This is a genomic window from Citrobacter sp. Ct235, assembly GCF_030332305.1.
In the GTDB taxonomy this organism is placed as follows: Bacteria; Pseudomonadota; Gammaproteobacteria; order Enterobacterales; family Enterobacteriaceae; genus Citrobacter_A; species Citrobacter_A telavivensis.
This window is the reverse complement of sequence record NZ_JAOWIC010000048.1, coordinates 51,450-72,168: the sequence shown is the minus strand read 5'-3', so window position 1 is coordinate 72,168 and position 20,719 is coordinate 51,450. Positions and strand designations below refer to the sequence as shown.

At 56.3% G+C, this 20,719-nt stretch carries 18 protein-coding genes; 3 read left to right on the top strand and 15 right to left on the bottom strand.

Annotated features, from left to right (window positions below; genetic code table 11):
- Nucleotides 1–72 precede the first annotated feature (72 nt).
- Nucleotides 73–2,385, bottom strand: a complete 2,313-nt coding sequence (pbpC, locus tag OGY35_RS15770) for a peptidoglycan glycosyltransferase PbpC (RefSeq protein WP_286632758.1) — start codon at nucleotides 2,383–2,385, stop codon at nucleotides 73–75.
- Nucleotides 2,386–7,329 carry an alpha-2-macroglobulin family protein gene (locus tag OGY35_RS15765; RefSeq protein ID WP_286632757.1) on the bottom strand — a complete coding sequence of 1,648 codons (4,944 nt, stop codon included), beginning with the start codon at nucleotides 7,327–7,329 and terminating at the stop codon, nucleotides 2,386–2,388.
- Nucleotides 7,330–7,536: 207 nt separating this feature from the next.
- Here OGY35_RS15765 and sseA point away from each other — a divergent pair, with 207 nt between their 5' ends.
- Together sseA and timP are read left to right on the top strand one after the other, a co-directional pair.
- Complete coding sequence (gene sseA / locus OGY35_RS15760) at nucleotides 7,537–8,388, top strand: 3-mercaptopyruvate sulfurtransferase (protein WP_286632755.1); 852 nt, start codon at nucleotides 7,537–7,539, stop codon at nucleotides 8,386–8,388.
- A 344-nt stretch (nucleotides 8,389–8,732) separates the two neighbouring features.
- Nucleotides 8,733–8,861: a small toxic inner membrane protein TimP gene (gene timP / locus OGY35_RS24450; RefSeq protein WP_353655488.1), complete on the top strand. Its 129-nt coding sequence runs from the start codon at nucleotides 8,733–8,735 to the stop codon at nucleotides 8,859–8,861.
- Between the two features lie 36 nt (nucleotides 8,862–8,897).
- Here the strand turns inward: timP and sseB are convergent, their stop codons facing one another.
- From sseB to trmJ, 11 genes are all read right to left on the bottom strand, one after another.
- Nucleotides 8,898–9,674 (bottom strand): enhanced serine sensitivity protein SseB, encoded by a 777-nt coding sequence (sseB, locus tag OGY35_RS15755; protein ID WP_152402943.1) that lies wholly within the window; start codon nucleotides 9,672–9,674, stop codon nucleotides 8,898–8,900.
- Between the two features lie 109 nt (nucleotides 9,675–9,783).
- A complete protein-coding gene (gene pepB / locus OGY35_RS15750; protein ID WP_286632753.1) occupies nucleotides 9,784–11,067 on the bottom strand; it encodes an aminopeptidase PepB in 1,284 nt (427 codons plus the stop codon).
- A 179-nt stretch (nucleotides 11,068–11,246) separates the two neighbouring features.
- Nucleotides 11,247–11,447 carry a Fe-S cluster assembly protein IscX gene (gene iscX, locus OGY35_RS15745; RefSeq protein ID WP_152402939.1) on the bottom strand — a complete coding sequence of 67 codons (201 nt, stop codon included), beginning with the start codon at nucleotides 11,445–11,447 and terminating at the stop codon, nucleotides 11,247–11,249.
- An 11-nt stretch (nucleotides 11,448–11,458) separates the two neighbouring features.
- Nucleotides 11,459–11,794 carry an ISC system 2Fe-2S type ferredoxin gene (fdx, locus tag OGY35_RS15740; RefSeq protein ID WP_042317595.1) on the bottom strand — a complete coding sequence of 112 codons (336 nt, stop codon included), beginning with the start codon at nucleotides 11,792–11,794 and terminating at the stop codon, nucleotides 11,459–11,461.
- A gap of 1 nt (nucleotide 11,795) precedes the next feature.
- Nucleotides 11,796–13,646, bottom strand: a complete 1,851-nt coding sequence (gene hscA, locus OGY35_RS15735) for a Fe-S protein assembly chaperone HscA (RefSeq protein WP_286632751.1) — start codon at nucleotides 13,644–13,646, stop codon at nucleotides 11,796–11,798.
- Between the two features lie 15 nt (nucleotides 13,647–13,661).
- Nucleotides 13,662–14,177 (bottom strand): co-chaperone HscB, encoded by a 516-nt coding sequence (gene hscB, locus OGY35_RS15730; RefSeq protein WP_286632749.1) that lies wholly within the window; start codon nucleotides 14,175–14,177, stop codon nucleotides 13,662–13,664.
- Nucleotides 14,178–14,253: 76 nt separating this feature from the next.
- Nucleotides 14,254–14,577, bottom strand: coding sequence for an iron-sulfur cluster assembly protein IscA (gene iscA, locus OGY35_RS15725; RefSeq protein ID WP_003037681.1), 324 nt, complete (start codon nucleotides 14,575–14,577; stop codon nucleotides 14,254–14,256).
- Between the two features lie 19 nt (nucleotides 14,578–14,596).
- Nucleotides 14,597–14,983: a Fe-S cluster assembly scaffold IscU gene (gene iscU / locus OGY35_RS15720; protein ID WP_002913991.1), complete on the bottom strand. Its 387-nt coding sequence runs from the start codon at nucleotides 14,981–14,983 to the stop codon at nucleotides 14,597–14,599.
- 25 nt (nucleotides 14,984–15,008) lie between these two features.
- A complete protein-coding gene (iscS, locus tag OGY35_RS15715) occupies nucleotides 15,009–16,223 on the bottom strand; it encodes a cysteine desulfurase (protein ID WP_152402936.1) in 1,215 nt (404 codons plus the stop codon).
- 241 nt (nucleotides 16,224–16,464) lie between these two features.
- Complete coding sequence (gene iscR, locus OGY35_RS15710) at nucleotides 16,465–16,956, bottom strand: Fe-S cluster assembly transcriptional regulator IscR (protein ID WP_042317591.1); 492 nt, start codon at nucleotides 16,954–16,956, stop codon at nucleotides 16,465–16,467.
- A gap of 241 nt (nucleotides 16,957–17,197) precedes the next feature.
- Nucleotides 17,198–17,929, bottom strand: a complete 732-nt coding sequence (gene trmJ / locus OGY35_RS15705) for a tRNA (cytosine(32)/uridine(32)-2'-O)-methyltransferase TrmJ (RefSeq protein ID WP_152402934.1) — start codon at nucleotides 17,927–17,929, stop codon at nucleotides 17,198–17,200.
- A 118-nt stretch (nucleotides 17,930–18,047) separates the two neighbouring features.
- Here trmJ and suhB point away from each other — a divergent pair, with 118 nt between their 5' ends.
- Nucleotides 18,048–18,851 (top strand): inositol-1-monophosphatase, encoded by an 804-nt coding sequence (gene suhB / locus OGY35_RS15700; protein WP_152402932.1) that lies wholly within the window; start codon nucleotides 18,048–18,050, stop codon nucleotides 18,849–18,851.
- A gap of 106 nt (nucleotides 18,852–18,957) precedes the next feature.
- Here the strand turns inward: suhB and OGY35_RS15695 are convergent, their stop codons facing one another.
- Nucleotides 18,958–19,938 carry a nickel/cobalt transporter gene (locus OGY35_RS15695; protein ID WP_286632748.1) on the bottom strand — a complete coding sequence of 327 codons (981 nt, stop codon included), beginning with the start codon at nucleotides 19,936–19,938 and terminating at the stop codon, nucleotides 18,958–18,960.
- The gene (locus OGY35_RS15690; RefSeq protein ID WP_286632747.1) at nucleotides 19,929–20,558 is read right to left on the bottom strand and encodes a DUF1007 family protein; all 630 of its coding nucleotides are present in this window, start codon (nucleotides 20,556–20,558) and stop codon (nucleotides 19,929–19,931) included. The genes OGY35_RS15695 and OGY35_RS15690 overlap by 10 nt, the downstream gene beginning before the upstream one ends.
- Nucleotides 20,559–20,719 lie beyond the last annotated feature (161 nt).

Below are 20,719 nucleotides of genomic sequence, written 5' to 3'. Positions count from 1 at the left end.
TATTGCATATGGACGAAGGTAACATTTTTTTAAAATAAGATGAGCATTAGCAACAAAAAGTGTCAATCTGGTCTACTGCAGCGTAAATCTCACCGTCGCAACCTGTCCGCTCGCCACCATCGCCAGTAGCTGATAATCCCCCTTTTCGCTCAGACGCAACGTGATACTGCGCCCACGTTCTTGCAGCGGTTCACCATTGAGGAACCACCAGCGCTCGCCTGCCCCGCCGCTGCTCTGAATCGTTAAGCTTGCCTCAGCGGCCCCCGGTAAACGTTTGACGATAGCGCCATCACGTACGCCTGACAGCAACAGCGGCAACGCAGGATCCTGCCCGTGTGGCGGACATTCCGTTGAGGCCAACGGCAAGCGCGCGCTGCGACGTTCTGCGGCGGGCAGCCACGGTTCCAGCGGCAACGGCCAGACAATCAACATCTGCTCTCGCGCCTGCGGGCAATCGGCAGCAACGCGTCGACCAGCCTTATCCAGCCAGACAGGGAAACGAATACCGCTCACTCCCTCCTGTTCCGGCAGCAGTAGCGTGGGCGGTTGTGCGTCCTCCAGCAGCCAGGTGGCCAGACGACGCCGGCAATTGCTGTCACCCGGAGGAAGAGACTGTCCGCCTGGCCAGCACACGACGCCACGCGTAACCGACTGCGGTCGCGAGTCTTCCGGCAGCGAGGTATTGCGGGCTAAGAGTAGGTTGTTCACCTGATTGAGCAGCGGGATCGCACTGGCATAACCGAACTGTCCGGCAACGGGCGTGCCGTCCGGTCTGCCCGTCCAGATACCGATGATATAACGGGCATTGAGGCCAATCGCCCACGCATCACGATAGCCGTAGCTGGTGCCGGTTTTCCATGCCAGCGGCACTACCCGGGGAAGCGCGCTGTCCGGCAGCGGTTGCGCTTCATCGGCTAAAATTCGTCGGATGATCCACGCCGAGCCCGGTGACATTAGCGTGCGTTCGACAAGCGGATCGCCCGGTTGCAGACGCAGGATTCCCGCTTTGCCGTGGCGGGCAAAAGCGCTGTACCCCGCGACCATATCCTCCAACCGTGCGCCTGCCCCTCCCAGAATAAGCGACAGATTGGGAGCCGCGCCTGCGGGCAGGAACAGCGGCAGCCCGATATTACGTAATTGTGCGGCAAAGCGCTTTGGACCGTAGGCTTCCAGCACCTGTACCGCTGGCAAATTCAGCGAGCGCACCAGCGCTTCGCTCATACTGACGGGGCCATGAAAACCGCTGTCAAAATTACCTGGGCGATAGTCCCCGCTACGACGCGGCACATCCTGCAATAAAGACGCCGGATGGATTAATCCGTCATCCAGCGCCAGTCCATAAACAAAAGGCTTCAGCACTGAGCCAGGCGATCGAATCGCCTTAACCATATCCACATGACCGAAGCGCGTGTCATCGTTCAGATCGACCGATCCGACCCAGCCGCGCACGCTCATGTCGGTGTGATCGACGACGATCATCGCCAGCGAACTGCGCGCAGGCAGCCTGCCCTTCCAGTTTTGCGCCAGCTCTTCCAGTTGTCGCTGCAGTCCGGCATCCAGGGTCGTGACAATTTTGTCGCCTTGATTTTTGCCCAGCATCATCCGCGAGAACAGCGGCGCCAGTTGCGGCATCTGGCGGGGCGTCAGCCATACAGGCTCTTCACGTGACTCCTTAACCTGGCGCTGCGACCAGATCCCCTGCGCCGCCATGCGCGCGAGCACTTTGTTGCGCGCCGCTTCTGCCCGATCCGGCCAGCGATCGGGACGCAGTCGGCTCGGCGCCTGCGGTAATACCGCCAGTAAAGCGGCTTCAGAGTAACTGAGTTGCGCCGGAGGTTTACCGAGATAAGCCCAACTGGCCGCGCCAATCCCCTGCAACGTGCCGCCAAACGGCGCGCGGTTGAGGTACAACGTCAGGATGTCGCGTTTTGAGAGGTGCCATTCAAGCTGCAGGGCGCGCCAGAGCTGGCGAAACTTGCCGCCGAACGTGCGGGGATGCGGATCCAGCAGACGCGCCACCTGCATGGTCAGCGTGCTGCCACCGGAAATCACCCGCCCGGAGGAGAGATCCTGCCAGCCGGCGCGAAGGATAGAGAGAGGGTTTACTCCCGGATGTTGCCAGAACCAACGGTCTTCATAGTTGATCAGTGCCTCAAGATAGCGCGGAGAGACCTCTTCGATCGTCACCGGATAGCGCCAGATACCGTCCGCGTCTGCAAACCGCCACAGCGGCGTCCCGTCATGCGCCACCACCACCCGCGCCGGATTGACCTCACGCAAAGGCAGCGGCCAGATTTTATCGGCCGCCCAGACGGCGCAAACAAGTAAAACAGATGCGGCAACCAGACCAAGCCAGCCGCCGCGTTTACCGGTTAATTGCCCCATTTACGGCTTAACAATCAGTATTTCCTCAGCCGCGCCGGTTGCCCGCCATTGCGGAACATACATTGATTCCACCATGGGCATCGGCACCTTATAGGTTCCCGGCGTCACGGCTCGCGCCAGATAGACCAGCGTTACTGGCTGCCCCTGATTCACCGCCACGGCGGCGACAAAGCGGTCATCGCGAAACTCCACGTGCTGAATATCTGCCTGCTGCATCTGATTTAGCAGATTCTGTACCTCACTGCCGCTGTCCTGCAAACTGGCGCTGCCGTTGGCCAGATTCTGGTTTTCCAGTTCCAGTCCGGCAGGCAGCAGATCTACCACCAGCGCATCCGGCACGTCCTGGCTGGCTTTCACTTCCAGCCAGACCAACACCAGCTCACCGCTGCGCAGTGATTCCAGCGATTTGCTCTGCCCATCGCTTCCCAGAATATGGCGCTCAATCTGCAACACATTGCTGGCAGGTGCCGGAATCGTTTGTGGATAACCGCTCACGTCCAGACGCAACCACATTGGCAGAGAACCGTTATTCGTCACCTGCAGCGCCGCGAGTTGATCGGCATCCAGATTACGGGTTTGCGCTTTATCGCCCGTCAGCGGTTGTTCCGCGAGTGAGGTCTGCGCCTGCCAGGTACCGGGTAAATCCTGTAGCGAACGGGCGGCCAGGAACAGTGCGTTATTCTCCTGTGTTGACAGCCAGCGCTGACCAAACGCCTGTTCAGAGAGCGTGTTCAGCAACGTGTTCTGGACATCCGGCTTCAGGTTATTCTCTTCCAGCAGCGCCAGCATCAGCGCGTTATCACGAAGCGGACTGCCGTAATCGGCCAGCCACTGACGTTCATCATGACGTGGGGTAGACAGTGCCAGCGTCACCGCGTCGTCACTCCGCTTCGCGTCACCCATGGTTTTCAACGCCATGCCAAGTTGCAGCAGCGGTAAGCCGGAAGCAGCCTGACTGCGACGCTCCCAGATCTCGCGCAGTGCGCCAAGCGGGGCTTTCTGCTGACGCGCCAGTACCAGTGCAGCATAGGCCTGCACGGCAAATTTGCTCGCCTGCGTGTCGCTGGTGTAGCGAATCGACATCATCCCCGGATCCTGCAGATAACGCAGTAGACGCGCATTACCCTGATTGATCCCCTCTGTCGGAACGCTATAACCCTGCTCACCCGCCCGCACCAGGAAATCCATCGCATAGGCTGTCAGCCAGTACTCTTCCGGACCATTTTTATCCCACAGCGCGAATCCGCCGTTGTCACGCTGCATTTGCAGCAGACGGGAAATCCCGGTTTCGATTGCCGCACGACGCTTCTCGTCGGTATCACCCGTAATGCCCAGCGCTTTTAGCTGCGCAGCATTGGTATAAAGCGACGGGAACAGACCGCTGGTGGTTTGTTCCAGACAGCCGTAAGGATATGCCTTCAGCTCACGGATGTAGCGCGCCAGATTCAACGGCGGTTTACCGCTGAACAACAACTGACCCTGTACGGTAACCGGAGAGAAATTCGCTAACGCCTCCGCGGGAGGTGTCCAGTTTTCACCCGGTTGCAGCATCACGCCGTTATTGACCGTTTGCGCCGGGAATGCCGGACGTACGCCAATCTTCCACTGCTTCTGTTGCGGTCCGATGCTTTCTCCCGGCACGTTCAGTCCTCTTATCGTCGCCTGCAACTCGCCATCACCAAATCCCTCTTTCGCACGAACAGGAACAAACAACGTTGTACGCACGCCCGGCGCCAGACTAACCTGCGCAGGCTGGTCGCTGACCCGTTCAATCAGTCCGCTGGCGGTCAGCGCCACGTTCAGTGATTGCGGTTGATCGGTCAGGTTGGTCACGTCCAGTACCAGTCGCGAAGTATCACCGCCGGCCATAAAGCGCGGCATATTCAGCTCAGCAATGATCGGGGCGGCGACGATGGTCTTGCTTTCATTGCTGCCAAAGTCATCCGACGTCCACGCCTGCGCCATCACGCGCAGCTCGCCGTTGAAATCGCCAATCGGTAGCGTCACGCTGCCTTCACCCTGTTCATTCAGCATGACCGGTTGCGCCTGCTGCGCCACAATAGTCACATGATTGACCGGCGGTTTGCCGCCGCGCTTCAGTTCATCGCCATCACCACCAAAGCGCAGTGCTGCCTGCCGCCCCTGGCCCTCAATCACCTGACCATAGATGTCATAAATATCCGCGCCGTAGCGTTTTTGCCCGAAGAACGCCTGCCACGGATCCGGCGTGACGTAATCAGTAATGTTCAACACGCCGCTGTCCACCGCCGACACCAGCACATTTACCTGTTTTGGCGTCTCGCCATTTTTACTGCTGGCCTTGATCTTCACGGTCAACGGCTGGTTCGGACGCATTTTAGCCGGGGCTTCGAGCGCCAGATCCAGACGACGGTTTTCGTCCCCCAGCGGGAGATGCAGCAGCCCCACGGCACGTTTCGGCGTTGCAGAGCGGGATTTATCGCCCGGACGCACCACCAGCGTGCTCAGATACAGATCGTGGCGATTCCAGGATTTATCGACCGGAATGGAGAGATCCAGCCCCTGGGCCGGAACATCAATTTCCTGCCACCACAGCGGACCTTCGCTGGATTCCACCATCGCATAGCCTTTCCCTGCCGCCGGTGCCGCGATATGCAATTTCATCGTGTCGCCCGGACGATAGGCCGGTTTGTCCAGTTTCAGCGTGACGCGATCCGGCCGCGCCGCGCCGCTGCCATCGCTGTTATCCTGCCAGCTATAGCCCGCCCAGAAACGGACGCTACTGACCGCATTGTTTGGCGCTTTAACTTCCAGTCGGTAAGCACCCCATTCCACCGGGAATGTCACTTTGCCGGTTTCATCCGCTTTCAGATCCAGCGTCTGTTCACCTTCCACCAGATCTTTTTGATCAAAGCGCGACTGCCAGCCTTCGCTTTCCAGCCAGTCCCAGTAGTAGTCGCGACGCTCACGAATCAAACGCACCTGTAATCCGGAGACCGCTTTCTTCTCGCCCTGGGCATCGACATAGACAATGTCAAAGGCGGCGTTGCTGTCTTCATCGACAATCGGCTGATTCACCGTGGTATCGGTGCGGTAGTCATACACTGCTTTCACCGCAAATTGCGGACGGATACCCGGTAACGTGTCTGCCGGCCAGATAGCCTGTTCAGCGCGACGCGTAACGGGACGACCACCGGACTCCAGCAGACTGGCCTGCAAAATCACCTTCAACGGCGAGTGGGTCTCACGCCATTCGCTGTTGGTGCTGATGTCGCCACGCCCGGTTTCGTCCAGCGTCAGCTGTACTTCATCGAGACTACGTGACAGGTTTTCCTCGGCGATATTGCCAAACTGGAAGCCTGGCAATGACGGTACCGCATCACGCAGCGGGCGCAGGTACCACTGTCCCTGCAACGCATTGCCGTTCGCCGGGGCACCGTAAAGGTAGTAGCCGGCCACCGAAAACGTCACCTTATCAGACGGTGACAAAGGCGTTTTTTGACCGGTGAGATTCAGCGCCATCCGCTCCGGCATGAAATCTTCAACGTGGAAATCCCACATCCGGGTCTGGTTATCCCCCGTGTTGGCGCGAATGTGCCACATTCCGGTCGGCGCGCCGCTGTCCAGCGGATACGTAAAGCGATACAACCCGTTCTCCGGCTGACTGACCACAGTACGGATTACCTGACCGTCCGGCTTAACCACTTCCAGCTTCACCGGCTGATCGGGCAGCGTCTTGCCGTCACTGTCGCGCAGCAGACCATTGAGGATCACCGTCTCGCCGGGACGATACAGATCGCGCGGGCCAAACATAAAAAACTGCTTGCTATAACCGGGATCCCCGGCGATATCGAATTCCGCTAAATCCAGCGCCGGGAGTTTCAGATCCAGCAGCGTGGTTTGCCCCTCTTTACGCGCCAGCAGCAGCGCGGCGTTTGGGTTATTTTCAAGCTGGACATAGCCTTTCGCATCGCTGGTTGCCTTCGCCAGGGTCTGCCCTTTCTCATCCAGCAAGGCAACCTCCACGTCCTGCTGCGCGGTACCATTCTCCAGGCTTTGCGTAAACACATCGAGCCGACTCTGATAGCGATGCGCCGACACGCCGATATCGCTGAGCGTGAATAACGTTGCAGCGTTGCTGTACTCGTACTGCCCGGCTTTGGTCATCACCGCAACATAGACACCGGCCTGCTGCAGCGGTTTAATCTCGCTCAGTGGTAGAAGGAGTTTTTCGCGGGTGTTACGCGCAGGATTGAGATCAAAACGACCGGTATAGACCAGATCCGCCATTTTCAGCAGATTGTCAGATTCCCAGTTGGACAGAGAATTTCGGTACTCCCACTGGCTGACAAAGGCCGCCAGCGACTCCTGCTTCACGCGGAAAAAGTTAACGTCTACGTTGTTCACGTTAAGCGCCATCACCGGTAAACCTTCCACCACTTTACCCGGCAGCAGCGAACCGCGGCTGGCAAAGCCCACGCTGGGCTGGATATCACGCGTGGTCAGGCTTTTCTCATAGTTGATTTCGAAAATCGCTTTGTTCAGCGCTCTGAGATCGCGCTCAATGGTCACAATCAGTTCGCGATTGGGTTCCAGGTGACGTAAGCGCAACTCTTTCAGATTCGGCGACAGCTCCCATGCGCCATCAACTTTGCCGCTTTTTTTATCCACCACGTGGACAACACGGGCAAAATCCTGTTCAGGATCTAACGGGATGGAGAAGGTCAGCACCAGGGTGGATGCACCGTCCAGTTGCACCTCAGAGGCATCCAGCAGCGTCAGCGCTTTGCCTTCACTCTGTTGGGCCAGTTTCTGCAACTGTGCGGTATCTTTGTCCGCTTTCTTTTCCGCAGCGGGTTGCGCGGCGGGGGCGTCGTTTTTCGCCACCGTCGGTGCTTTATCGTTGTTGTCGCACCCTGCCAGCGCCAGCATTAACATGCAGGCGACTACGCGTATGTGTTTCATTTTTAATCCCTGGCCAGCATGACCCGTTAGCAACGTAGAACCGTTATTATGCGTGAGATTTCACTTTGTGTAAGTCCCTATCCCCCCCATCGAGTCTGAATTTAATTAAGAAGTGTGGGATCACCAGACAAATCGGCCTCTTTTACTTGTCCCCTGTTGGCAAAGGTCCGACAATTTGCCGGACACCTGATAAACATGGAGATACCCATGACTACTGCCTTTTTTGTCGCCGCCGACTGGCTTGCCGAGCATATTGACGATCCGCAGATTCAAATTATCGACGCCCGTATGGCGCCGCCAGGACAGGAAGACCGCGACGTTGCGCAAGAGTATCGCGCGGGACACATCCCGGGCGCGGTGTTTTTTGATATCGAAGCGCTCTCCGACCACATCTCACCGCTGCCGCATATGATGCCGCGCCCGGAAAGCTTCGCCGTTGCGATGCGTGAACTGGGGGTAGATCAGGATAAACATCTGATTGTTTATGATGAGGGAAATCTGTTCTCCGCCCCGCGCGCGTGGTGGATGCTGCGAACCTTTGGCGTGGAGAATGTATCCATTCTGGGAGGAGGCCTGGCCGGCTGGCAACGTGATGAATTGCCGCTACAGGAAGGCAACGTCGAACTGCCGGAAGGCGACTTTGATGCGGCGTTTACTCCTGAAGCCGTCGTACGCGTTACCGACGTTTTGCTCGCCAGCCACGAAAAAAGCGCACAGATTGTCGATGCCCGCCCGGCAGCGCGGTTTAATGCCGAAGCCGACGAGCCGCGTCCGGGTCTCAGACGCGGTCATGTGCCTGGAGCCTTAAACGTGCCGTGGACAGAACTGGTTCAGGACGGTGAACTGAAAACAACCGACGAACTGGATGCCATCTTCTTTCGCCACGGGGTCAGTTTTGACAGACCGATCATCGCCAGCTGTGGTTCCGGCGTGACGGCCGCGGTTGTTGTACTGGCGCTGACGACGCTGGACGTGCCAGACGTCGCGCTGTATGACGGCGCGTGGAGCGAATGGGGAGCCCGTGCCGATTTACCGGTTGAACCGGCGGAAACTCAATAAATTCTGATTTATTAGCCTGTCTCACCCACAAAAAAACCGCTCTGACGTTTGAGCGGTTTTTTTGTGCTGGTCCGGTTCGCGGCCTTTCCAGCTGGCTGTGTTGCCATAGCAACGCAGGCACACCTCAGTGTTGCAGATAGTCCCTTTTCAAGAAAAGAAAGTCAAGTTAATTAGCTGGGAAACTATTTCACAATTGAAGTATTATCCTTACTGGCCCTTTCCGCCGCCTCGCAAGCGGGCACTGGTTACGGGAAAGGTCGTTCCATGGCCGTCTGCGCAGGCACACCTCAGTGCTTGCTGTCACGGCATTATCGCCAGTGGTGCTGTCGTGAAGCGGTCTTCGCATGGACCGCACAATGAAGATACGGTACGTCTGTATCGTGCTTCTTGTTTCTGGCGTGTTGTGCCTTCACGCAGACCAGAGTTACTTCGGTAATTCTGTTTTCGTAAAGACCAACGGCCAGGGCAGGTAAGCGAGGATGCCGCCTTTCGGGGCGGCTTTCCTTCACTTAAATTATCCGATTCTGTTTAAAATCGCGCAGGAACCCACCCCAACGGCGTTCGTAGAACGGTGCGATATGTTCGGTGATAAAGTGGCTGATCCCCTTCTCCCCTTTTACCACCTGGCAAATATCAATCGGTTCATCGCCCGGTAATGTATCTGTCGCCACACTGCCTGCAGCATGAATAATTTCTTCAATATCGCCATCGGCTTCGATACCAATCAGCAGGTTGGCCTCAGCGTCCGCACGCTCTTTAATCGAGCAGAGAAAGGCGCGCTTCACCGGTTTGATGGTTTTGAACAACGTAGTGAGCGAGTCAATCATCTGCGCGGGCGGTTCGGCCACTTCGGAGAGGATCAGGGATTCCCCGCCTTCCAGCACTTCCTGCGTACTCAGCGGATTACCCTCTTCCCCCATCAGCAGGCTGATTTCGCGCGGCATGAACTCTTTGCCCGTCGGCAATTTAGCGTTAAGGAACAGCGTTTCGCCGAGCGTCATTTCAAACAGCGTGCGTACCGGCATCACCACAAACGCCTGCTCATCTTCTACTGCCTGCTGCAACGCTTCCAGAGAGGTGAAAAAGGGAATAACGGTGGTGCCATCTTCTTTTTCCCAGTGCTGAAGATCGAGCGCGCTGTCTTCGACAATCGCCTCGCCTTCTGCCGCAGTGCCTGGCACCCAAACGGTGGATTCCAGCAGGGTGCGGAAAAATGCCGGACGATGCGCAGGTTCAGTCGCGGCTTGTTCCAGTAAGGTTTCTAATTCGTTTTTGGTTTCAGACATAGGGGTCACAAATTATCTATATGAATTGTAGGCCTGATAAAACGCACAGCGTCGCCATCAGGCAAAATGCCGGGTGGCGCTTCGCTTATCCGGCCTACAAAAACACCTTTCAGGCAGTCAACAAATTGGCGATGGTACGCACGCCCAGACCTGTCGCCCCGGCAGACCACTGCTCAACCGGCGCTTTGCGATAGGTTGCAGAGCAGTCGATATGCAGCCAGCCCTGCTGGTAGTTTTCCACAAAGTGCGACAGGAATCCTGCGGCCGTGCTCGCCCCCGCCGGATACGCTGCGCTGCCGGTATTGTTCAGCTCGGCAAAATTAGACGGCAACTGGTTGCGATGGAATTCCGCCAGCGGCAGACGCCAGAACGCCTCGTTCTCTTCGGCAGCGCTTGCCAGCAGACGATTCGCCAGTGGGTCATCAAAGCTGAACAGTGCATGATAGTCGTTACCCAGCGCGGTTTTCGCGGCACCGGTCAGGGTTGCGGCATCGATGATCAGTTCCGGTTTCTGCGCACTGGCGTCGATCAAACCGTCCGCCAGCACCAGACGCCCTTCAGCATCGGTATTCATCACTTCCACGCTTTTACCGTTGCGATAGTGGATGATATCGCCCAACTTGAAGGCATTACCGCTGATCAGGTTGTCCGCACAGCACAGGTACAGCTTCACGCGTTTGTTCAGACCGCGCGTGATAGCAAACGCCAGCGCGCCGGTTACCGTTGCGGCACCACCCATATCAGACTTCATGGAGTCCATAAAGGCGCTCTGCTTGATGCTGTAGCCGCCGGAATCGAAGGTGATCCCTTTCCCGACCAGGCAGGCATAAACCGGGGCTTCTTTATCCCCTGTCGGGTTGTAATCAAGTGCCAGCAGAACCGGTTGACGTTCAGAACCGCGACCAACGGTATGCAGTCCCATGTAGTTCTGCTCGCGCAGATCTTCACCTTTGGTAATGCGGTAGGAGACGTGATCGCACGCCACGCTGCACAGGAGATCAACGGCGCGCTGCGCCAGTTGCTCTGGCCCCAACTCTTCCGCCGGTGCGTTAATGGTGTCACGCACCCAGTCAATGATGGTCAGACGGTTATCCAGTTCCTGGCGCTGTGCATCGTCCAGGTTTGGCCATTCCACTTTGCGGCTGCCTTTAGGCCCTTTGTAGCCCTGCCAGAATGACCAGCAGCGGTCAGCATCCCAGCCCTCACCTGCCAGCTGTGCATGCTTGATACCGAGGCCGTCGATCTTCCGCGCTGCGCGCTGGATCAAACCGAGGTCGTCTTTACCGTTAAGATGCAAAGCAATACCGTCGTTATTAATGCTGTATGTGGCTTTTTCGCCCCAACGCGCATCGGCAGGCTGCGTAGTGAGCGTGATTTTCATGGCTTCTGTCATTGTAATTTTTCCTTATTAGCAAACGGGCCGCCCGAAGGCAGCCCGTATGTTCATTCCACTAAATGATTCGCGCTGCAGGAAGGCGGCAATCGAGTGAATCCCCGGGAGCAGAGATTACTCTGTGACTGGGGTGAGCGAGCGCGGCCAACGCATCTGCAGCGTGAAGCATGACGGGGAAATTACTCTGCTTCATCTAACCAGACTAACAGAATCGCCTCCAGAATTTTTTCACTGGATGCGTCAGGGTCGTCATCAAATTCCTCAAGATCGCAGATCCACTGATGGAGATCGGTGAAACGAACGGTCTTGGGATCGAGATCGGGGAAGGCGTCGTACAGCGCTTCGCCGATTTCGCGGCTATCGGTCCACTTCAGTCCCATACTACCCTCTGTTAATGCTCACGAGCATGATTGATTGTGTAACGTGGGATTTCGACCACTAAATCATCCCCGGTCACGCGAGCCTGGCAGCTTAAACGGCTTTCCGGCTCCAGTCCCCAGGCTTTATCCAGCATGTCGTCTTCTTCTTCCGTGCTTTCCGGCAGGGAATCAAAACCTTCACGCACGATGCAGTGGCAGGTCGTACAGGCGCAGGATTTTTCGCAGGCGTGTTCAATCTCGATACCGTTGCGCAGCGCAACGTCAAGAATGGTTTCACCGGTCTCCGCTTCCAGAACTGCGCCATCCGGACAGAGATCCTGATGAGGCAGAATAACAATCTTTGGCATATTAAACCTCGTCCACGGAATGGCCTTTCAGCGCGCGACGGACCGACTGGTCCATGCGCCGGGCGGCGAATTCCTGGGTTTGTTTGTCTACGTTTTTAATGGCTTGCTCGATAGCGTCAACATCATCGCCCAGCGCCACCTCGCTCAGGTGCGCGGCGGCATCGTCGATCTGTTGACGTTCTGCGGCGCTTAACAGCGCGGCATCAGCGGTCAGCGCGCCGGTTAAACTCTCCAGCACGCGCGCCGCTTCGACTTTCTGCTCTGCCAACATACGGGCTTTTACGTCCTGTTCGGCAAAGCTCATCGAATCCTGAATCATCGAGGCAATTTCGCTGTCGGTCAAACCGTAGGACGGTTTCACCTGGATAGAGGCCTCAACGCCGGTGGATTTTTCCATCGCGGTGACGCTCAGCAGACCGTCAGCGTCCACCTGGAAGGTGACGCGAATGTGCGCGCCGCCAGCCGGCAGCGCCGGAATACCGCGCAGTGCAAAGCGCGCCAACGAACGGCAGTCCTGCACCAGTTCACGTTCGCCCTGCATCACGTGGATAGACATCGCGGTCTGACCGTCTTTGAAGGTAGTAAAGTCCTGCGCGCGGGCCACCGGAATGGTGGTGTTACGTGGGATCACTTTCTCCACCAGACCGCCCATCGTTTCCAGTCCCAGCGACAGCGGGATCACGTCGAGCAGCAGCATTTCACTGTCCGGCTTGTTGCCGACCAGGATATCGGCCTGGATAGCCGCGCCAATCGCCACCACTTTATCCGGGTCGATGGACGTCAGCGGCGGGCGACCAAAAAATTCACCCACACGTTCGCGCACCAGCGGTACGCGCGTGGAACCGCCAACCATCACCACTTCCAGGACTTCCTGCGCCTCAACGCCGGCATCTTTCAGTGCACGACGACAGGCCAGTAGCGTGCGCTTAACCAGCGCGGAAATGAGTTCATTAAACTGTTCGCGGGTAATCTCACCCTGCCAGCCCGCCACGTTGACCGTTACGGATTCGGCATCGCTGAGCGCAATTTTCGCCGCGATGGCGGCATCCAGCAATTCGCGCTGAACACGGTTATCACTGCGATCGGCAATCCCCGCCTGTTCGCGGATGTAATCCGCCAGCAGGTGATCGAAGTCATCGCCGCCAAGCGCAGAATCCCCGCCGGTCGCCAGCACTTCGAACACGCCGCGGCTCAGGCGCAGAATAGAAATATCAAACGTTCCGCCGCCGAGGTCATACACCGCAATGACGCCCTCTTTGCCGGAATCCAGGCCGTAGGCAATCGCCGCAGCGGTCGGTTCATTGAGCAGGCGCAGGACATGCAGACCCGCCAGACGCGCGGCATCTTTGGTCCCCTGACGCTGTGCATCGTCAAAGTACGCCGGTACGGTAATGACCACGCCATCCAGATCGCCGGAAAGCGACTCGGTGGCACGCGCCGCCAACGCTTTCAGGATATCAGCAGAAACACGAATCGGATTCAGCAAACCCGCCGCCGTTTCAATCATCGGCAGGCCATTAACGCTTTCCTGAAAACGGTACGGCAGATGGGGGTAACGAGTCTGAATATCTGCCAGCGAACGCCCCATCATGCGTTTTACCGAGCTGATGGTATTGGCGGTATCCAGCGCGGCATTGGCGCGCGCATCATAGCCGACCGTGTGGCCCTGCTGCTGATAGTGAACGACGGACGGCAGCAGATGACGACCGTCGTGATCGGCCAGCGTTTCCGCCTGCCCGCTACGTACGGTTGCGACCAGAGAGTTGGTGGTCCCGAGATCGATACCCACAGCCAGACGACGCTGGTGTGGCGCTGCGCTCAGACCAGGCTCACTAATTTGTAATAAGGCCATAATTGCTTCCGAATATTAAAAATCGAGCAGTTTTTCTTCGAGTTGTTCTGCACTGCTTCGCAGTTTATCGAGAAAACGCAGTTTACGCACGGTATCGGCCGCAACGTCCCACGTCTCGCTATCCAGTTGTTCCACCATCAGCTGATGGCGGCTATCAAACATCTTTTTCACGCGCTGAGTAAAACGTTCCAGCCGCGCCTCGTCTTTCGCCTGTTCGATCTCATCGAGTTCTTCACGCAATTCCAGTTGTTCCATCAGGAATGCGGTATCGCGCACCGTGTGCTGCTCGTTGCTGAGATCAAAACCGTGTAACGAAAGCAGATATTCTGCGCGCATCAGAGGATGGCGCAGCGTTTGCCAGGCCTGGTTGATGGTGGCGGATTGCGAAACGGCAGCAAGCTGTTCCGCCTGGGTACCGCTGGCAAATTTATCAGGGTGATACTGACGTTGCAGATCCTGAAAACGAAGGCTCAGCGCCTGAATATCGAGCGGATAACGGGCCGGTAAGCCAAAGAGGGTGAAGTAGTCCATAACATTCTCAGGGGTAGCCTGTTAGAACAAACCCCACACGTAGCTTGGCCACGGCGGGGTTTTCGGATGACGCGCGTTACACGTGGAAGCTTTCGCCGCAACCACACTCGTCTTTCACATTCGGGTTAGTGAATTTAAACCCTTCGTTCAGACCTTCTTTTACGAAGTCTAACTGCGTTCCGTCCAGAAATTGCAGGCTTTTTCCGTCAACCACGACCTTAACGCCTTTGTCTTCAAACACGGTGTCTTCTGCCGCCGGTTCATCAACAAATTCCAGTACATACGCCATACCTGAGCAGCCGGAGGTTCTCACGCCCAGACGCAGGCCAAACCCTTTACCGCGGTTCGCCAGGAAGGTATTTACTCGCGCTGCTGCACTGTCGCTAAGTGTAATCGACATAATAAAACCTCAACTCTTCTTATTTTGCTTCACGTTTGCTTTTGTAGTCCGCAATAGCGGCTTTGATCGCGTCTTCTGCCAGAATAGAACAGTGAATTTTCACGGGCGGCAGCTCAAGCTCATCGGCGATATCGGTATTTTTGATCGCCTGTGCTTCGTCCAGCGATTTCCCTTTCACCCATTCGGTGACCAGGGAGCTGGACGCGATAGCGGAACCGCAGCCGTAAGTCTTGAAACGCGCGTCTTCAATGATACCTTCATTGTTGACTTTGATCTGCAACTTCATCACGTCGCCACAGGCTGGTGCACCCACCATGCCGCTGCCCACGTTCTCGTCGCTGTTGTCAAAAGAGCCCACGTTACGTGGATTCTCGTAATGATCGATTACTTTTTCGCTGTAAGCCATGATGAATTCCCCTTATCGGTACCGATTAATGATGTGACCATTCGATGCTGTTCAGATCCACGCCCTGCTTGTGCATTTCCCACAGTGGAGAAAGGTCACGCAGACGGCCGATAGATTTACGAACCAGTTCGATGGTGTAATCAATCTCTTCTTCGGTAGTAAAACGACCTAAAGAGAAACGAATAGAGCTATGCGCCAGCTCATCGGTCATTCCCAGCGCGCGCAGCACATAGGAAGGCTCGAGGCTCGCAGAGGTACAGGCGGAACCTGAAGAGACCGCAAGGTCTTTCAGCGCCATGATCAGCGACTCGCCTTCAACATAGTTAAAGCTCACGTTGAGGATGTTTGGCGCGCCCTGTTCGAGGTCACCGTTCAGGTAGACTTCTTCCATATCTTTCACGCCGTTCCACAGACGGTTACGCAGACCGCGCAGACGCGCCATCTCGGTTTCCATCTCTTCTTTCGCGATGCGATAGGCTTCGCCCATGCCGACTATCTGGTGGACGGGCAGCGTACCGGAACGCATACCGCGTTCGTGGCCGCCACCGTGCATCTGTGCTTCGATGCGAATACGCGGTTTACGGCGAACGTACAGCGCGCCGATCCCTTTCGGGCCATAAATTTTGTGACCGGAGAAAGACATCAGGTCAACTTTCAGTTGGCTCAGATCGATAGGCAGTTTGCCCACGCTCTGGGTGGCGTCAACGTGATAGATGATGCCGCGCGCACGGCACATTTCGCCGATAGTCGCGATATCCTGCACCACGCCGATTTCGTTATTCACGTGCATGATGGAAACCAGAATGGTGTCGTCACGCATCGCCGCTTCCAGCGCGTTGAGATCGATAATTCCGTTGCTCTGCGGCGCCAGGTAGGTTACTTCAAACCCTTCGCGCTCCAGTTGACGGCAGGTATCCAGCACGGCTTTGTGTTCGGTTTTGCTGGTGATGATGTGCTTGCCTTTTTTCTGATAAAAGTTGGCTGCACCTTTGATCGCCAGGTTGTCGGATTCAGTCGCACCGGAGGTAAAGACGATTTCACGCGGATCGGCACCCACCAGATCGGCAATCTGATTACGGGCGATATCCACCGCCTCTTCAGCCTGCCAGCCGAAACGGTGTGAACGGGAGGCCGGGTTACCAAAGGTTCCGTCCAGCGTCAGGAACTGCATCATTTTCTCGGCAACACGCGGGTCCACCGGCGTGGTTGCGGAGTAATCGAGATAAATCGGTAATTTCATTGCTCTATAAACTCCGTACATCGCTTCAATGCAAGGAGTCAGGCAACCGGCTGGATGTACGACCGTGTTAACGGAGCGCAAGCGCCCCGGCCTGACTCTGAAATACTTTTACGCTTCATCCTTCAGACTGCCTCTGCGTTGGCGGTCTTCACTCACCTCAGTCACTTACTGATGTAAGCGCCTGAGGATTCGCTCAGTTGCCGCCCTGATGCAGCCAGAATGATATTGCGTACTTTTCTAATTAAGCGCGTAACTTAACGTCAATTGCGTCTTGTGCACGATTTGTGCGTGGAGCGTCGTGGCTGTGCTGGCGACCAGACACATCCAGGACTTCCTGATTATTCACCAGTTCGCCTAACGTGATGTTGTTGAGGAAACCGGTCAGACGGTCGCTCAAGTCACGCCACAGCGCGTGGGTCAGGCATTTATCGCCGCCCTGACAACCGCCTTTGCCCTGACAACGGGTCGCATCAACCGACTCGTCAACAGCGCTAATCACTTCACCAACTGCAATACTGCCGGCATCTTTGCCCAGCAGATAACCGCCGCCTGGTCCACGTACGCTGGAAACCAGACCATTTTTACGCAAACGGGAGAACAGCTGTTCCAGATAAGAAAGGGAAATTCCCTGACGTTCAGAAATATCAGCCAACGGTACCGGGCCCGCTTCGGAGTTGAGCGCAACGTCCAACATTGCGGTCACGGCATAACGCCCTTTAGATGTCAGTCTCATGTCTTACTTAGCCTCAAACTCGCCCCTGCCCGGGGTTTTTTATTGTAAAATGGGGGTATTGCATAGCAGGGCCAAGTCTGACATTCCCGACTAAATCAGTCAACTATTTACTTGACTGTTTTAGTCAGGTATTTAACCTTCAGTGCCATTTTGCGTTACCGGATGACGCTTCGCTTATCCGGCCTACAGACCGCACGATTCGTAGGCCGGATAAGCGAAGCGCCATCCGGCATTAGCACCGTTACTTGCTTTTATTCTGCTGCTCAATAGAGGCAAGCATTCCACGCAGAATATTCAGCTCCTGGCTCTCCGGACGCGCGCGCGTAAACAGACGACGCAGTTTGTTCATCACCTGCCCGGGGTGGTTCTCACGGATAAACCCCGTCGACAGTAACGTTTGCTCAAGGTGACCGTAAAAACGCTCCAGATCGTCCACCAGCGGGTACGGTGCTTCTTCATGCACCACCGCGTCAGGGTTTTCCTGTGTTGCCAGCCAGGCCATGCGCACTTCGTACGCGATGACCTGTACCGCCATCGCCAGGTTCAGCGAACTGTACTCCGGGTTTGCCGCAATCGCGACGTGGTAATGGCATTTTTGCAGTTCGTCGTTGGTCAGTCCAACGCGTTCACGACCAAACACCAGCGCTACGGGGGTATTTGCCGCTTCCGCGACGCTTTTTAAACCGCATTCGCGCGGATCGAGCATCGGCCACGGCAGCGTACGCGAACGCGCGCTGGTTCCGACGACCAGACTGCATCCGGCCAGCGCTTCATCGAGGGTGTCGACGATCTGCGCGTTGCCGATCACATCACTGGCCCCTGCTGCCAGGGCGATAGCCTGGGAGTCAGGTTTTACGAGCGGGTTAACCAGCCACAGATTGGTTAACCCCATTGTTTTCATTGCGCGGGCAACAGAGCCCATGTTGCCGGTGTGTGACGTTTCCACCAGCACGATTCGAATATTTTGCAGCATTGTCTTTCTTCAGCTAAAGATTATTCGCCCATATTATCATAAATCGAAGACATATTCCGATCTCGCTGCTATACTCTGCGCCGTTTTCCCGTTCTTTAACATCCAGTGAGAGAGACCGATGCATCCGATGCTGACCATCGCCGTGCGCGCAGCGCGCAAGGCGGGTAATGTAATTGCCAAACACTACGAAACGCCTGACTCAGTAGAAACCAGCCAGAAAGGCAGCAATGATTTTGTGACCAACGTCGATAAAGCCGCCGAAGCGATTATTATCGAAACGATCCGCAAATCTTACCCACAGCACACCATCATCACCGAAGAAAGCGGTGAACATGAAGGTACCGATCAGGATGTTCAATGGGTTATCGATCCACTGGATGGCACCACCAACTTCATAAAACGTCTGCCACACTTCGCCGTTTCTATTGCAGTACGCATTAAAGGCCGTACTGAAGTCGCTGTGGTTTACGATCCCATGCGTAATGAACTGTTCACCGCCACTCGCGGCCAGGGCGCTCAGCTGAATGGCTATCGTCTGCGCGGCAGCAATGCGCGCGATCTGGACGGCACCATTATCGCTACCGGCTTCCCGTTCAAAGCCAAACAGCACGCCACCTCTTACATGAATATCCTCGGCAAAATGTTTACCGAGTGCGCTGACTTCCGCCGCACTGGTTCTGCCGCACTGGATCTGGCGTATGTTGCCGCCGCGCGCGTTGACGGTTATTTCGAAATCGGCCTCAAGCCGTGGGATTTCGCCGCAGGTGAACTGATCGCCCGCGAAGCAGGCGCACTGGTTTGCGACTTTACCGGCGGTCATAACTACATGATGACCGGCAACATCGTGGCGGGTAACCCGCGCGTGGTAAAAGCAATGCTGGCGAGCATGCGTGATGAACTGAGCGACGCGCTGAAGCGTTAATCGTTTGCTGCCGGATGGCGGCTAACGCCTTATCCGGCCTACAGAGTAAAATGATCTGTAGGCCGGATAAGCGAAGCGCCATCAGGCATTCTCCCTCAGGGCACGTTTAAAACGGTCGTAATCCCCTTCCCACGGGCACCGTGCTCACCCACATTATTCCCGCAGCCACCACCAATATCGCGCCACCGGCTAACGCCAGCGTCGACCAGCCAACCTGTCGCCACAATACCGGCGCGCGGTTACCGCTCAGCCTGACCGCAAGCGTGCGAAAACTGTGCACCAGCAGCGCCAGAGAGGTAATGGTCAACGACGTGCCCGCCGCCATTGCCAGCGCCGACGCTATTCCCCAGTAAAATACGCCGATGACTTTGCTAAACAGCAGCACCATGATAGCCCCGGAACAGGGACGCATCCCCATCGACAGGATAATCATCAGCCGTGCGCGCCAGTCATCGCCATGGTGCAGTTGTTCCGGATGCGGCAAGTGCTGATGCCCGCACCCACAGTTTTCATGGTGCACATGGTGTGGCGTAAAGGTGGTAAATCTGGGTTTGCGCAGCAGCGCATGTAGTTTCTTCAGCGCCCGCCAGCAGAGCAACAGGCCCAGAATCCCCACCAGCGCGTAGCTCCCCTTCTCCAGCCAGAAACCGCTCAGATGGAGCTGTCTCGCCGGCAGTTGCAGGATGCTGAGTACCACTACAACCAGCCCGATCGCCACCAGCCCCTGCAATAACGAGGAGGCCAGCGTCAGGCCAATGCTCGACTTCAGTTTTGAAGGATGGGTCGCCAGCCAGGTGGTAATCACTACTTTTCCGTGCCCCGGCCCCAGCGCGTGCAGTACGCCATATAAAAAGCTAAACAGCAGCAACGAACCGCCCGCCTGGGCTGGGCTGGCGGCAACGGCCTTCAGCAGCACACTCATCTGCTGATTCACCTCCCGCTGCCAGACGATACTTTTGACCATCACCTGCGGCCAGGTTTGCCACAGCCAGACGCCACCGATCGCCGCCATCAGCAAAAAAAGCGCCAGCGGCCACAGCGATATCCAGCGTTGTGCGCGAATACGGTTTAGCGACATTACTGGCATGTGACTGTCACCGTCTGCGCGAATTGTTTACCCAGTTCCATATCCTCTGGCGGCGCATCGTCCTTATCCAGAGACTGGGCAAAACTGAGCGACGCCTCGTTCGGCTCGGGGGTATGTAGCGCGATTTTGCAGCGCTCACGCATCATCGGCGATAGCGTCGCATCGCGGTCTTCTTCGTAGCTCATATCGACATAATAAGAGGGATCAAAGGTCGAGAAGGTATAACGTTGCCCGCTTAACGGCTGCGGTTCGGCAAGCGGCAGCATAAAGGTGAGCACCGCCTGATGCTCATCGCGCGCCATACCGTATTCCGTGGGGCGGTTTTTAAATTTGACGCGCTGTCCGTTGTGCCACATTTCGGTGAAATAGTGCTGTCCCAGGACATTCGCCATCACTTCCGCCGCCAGTTTTTTCCAGATGTCGGAACCCGGTTTTGCATCGCCCGCGTCATAGAGCAGGTCGGCAGAGGTCAGCTCATCCATCGTCCAGCGCATTTTTAGCGCCACAATAGACCCGTTATCGCTAACCACTTCCGTTTTCAGACGGATAAAACTGTGAGGATGTGCGCTCACCGTAAACGTCAAAAAAGCGAGTAACACCAACAAAGCGCCGCGTATCATGAATGACTTTGACTCCCCATAAAAACAGGATGGCCACGAGAGTCACGATCGCCGTGACAGGATTGCCCGTGAGGATAACATTGAAATGATGAATGTTGAGCGCGGATTTATGGGCTCGATTCAGTTCTCAGATTTGAGATTTTGTCGTTAAGTACAACGTT

Coding starts and splice junctions, on each gene's coding strand:
- OGY35_RS15765 (WP_286632757.1), bottom strand. CDS start 7,329: ATGAAACACATACGCGTAGTCGCCTGCATGTTAATGCTGGCGCTGGCA.
- pepB (WP_286632753.1), bottom strand. CDS start 11,067: ATGACAGAAGCCATGAAAATCACGCTCACTACGCAGCCTGCCGATGCG.
- iscS (WP_152402936.1), bottom strand. CDS start 16,223: ATGAAATTACCGATTTATCTCGATTACTCCGCAACCACGCCGGTGGAC.
- iscR (WP_042317591.1), bottom strand. CDS start 16,956: ATGAGACTGACATCTAAAGGGCGTTATGCCGTGACCGCAATGTTGGAC.
- sseB (WP_152402943.1), bottom strand. CDS start 9,674: ATGTCTGAAACCAAAAACGAATTAGAAACCTTACTGGAACAAGCCGCG.
- iscU (WP_002913991.1), bottom strand. CDS start 14,983: ATGGCTTACAGCGAAAAAGTAATCGATCATTACGAGAATCCACGTAAC.
- iscX (WP_152402939.1), bottom strand. CDS start 11,447: ATGGGACTGAAGTGGACCGATAGCCGCGAAATCGGCGAAGCGCTGTAC.
- trmJ (WP_152402934.1), bottom strand. CDS start 17,929: ATGCTGCAAAATATTCGAATCGTGCTGGTGGAAACGTCACACACCGGC.
- sseA (WP_286632755.1), top strand. CDS start 7,537: ATGACTACTGCCTTTTTTGTCGCCGCCGACTGGCTTGCCGAGCATATT.
- pbpC (WP_286632758.1), bottom strand. CDS start 2,385: ATGGGGCAATTAACCGGTAAACGCGGCGGCTGGCTTGGTCTGGTTGCC.
- fdx (WP_042317595.1), bottom strand. CDS start 11,794: ATGCCAAAGATTGTTATTCTGCCTCATCAGGATCTCTGTCCGGATGGC.
- iscA (WP_003037681.1), bottom strand. CDS start 14,577: ATGTCGATTACACTTAGCGACAGTGCAGCAGCGCGAGTAAATACCTTC.
- hscB (WP_286632749.1), bottom strand. CDS start 14,177: ATGGACTACTTCACCCTCTTTGGCTTACCGGCCCGTTATCCGCTCGAT.
- hscA (WP_286632751.1), bottom strand. CDS start 13,646: ATGGCCTTATTACAAATTAGTGAGCCTGGTCTGAGCGCAGCGCCACAC.
- suhB (WP_152402932.1), top strand. CDS start 18,048: ATGCATCCGATGCTGACCATCGCCGTGCGCGCAGCGCGCAAGGCGGGT.
- OGY35_RS15695 (WP_286632748.1), bottom strand. CDS start 19,938: ATGCCAGTAATGTCGCTAAACCGTATTCGCGCACAACGCTGGATATCG.
- OGY35_RS15690 (WP_286632747.1), bottom strand. CDS start 20,558: ATGATACGCGGCGCTTTGTTGGTGTTACTCGCTTTTTTGACGTTTACG.
- timP (WP_353655488.1), top strand. CDS start 8,733: ATGGACCGCACAATGAAGATACGGTACGTCTGTATCGTGCTTCTTGTT.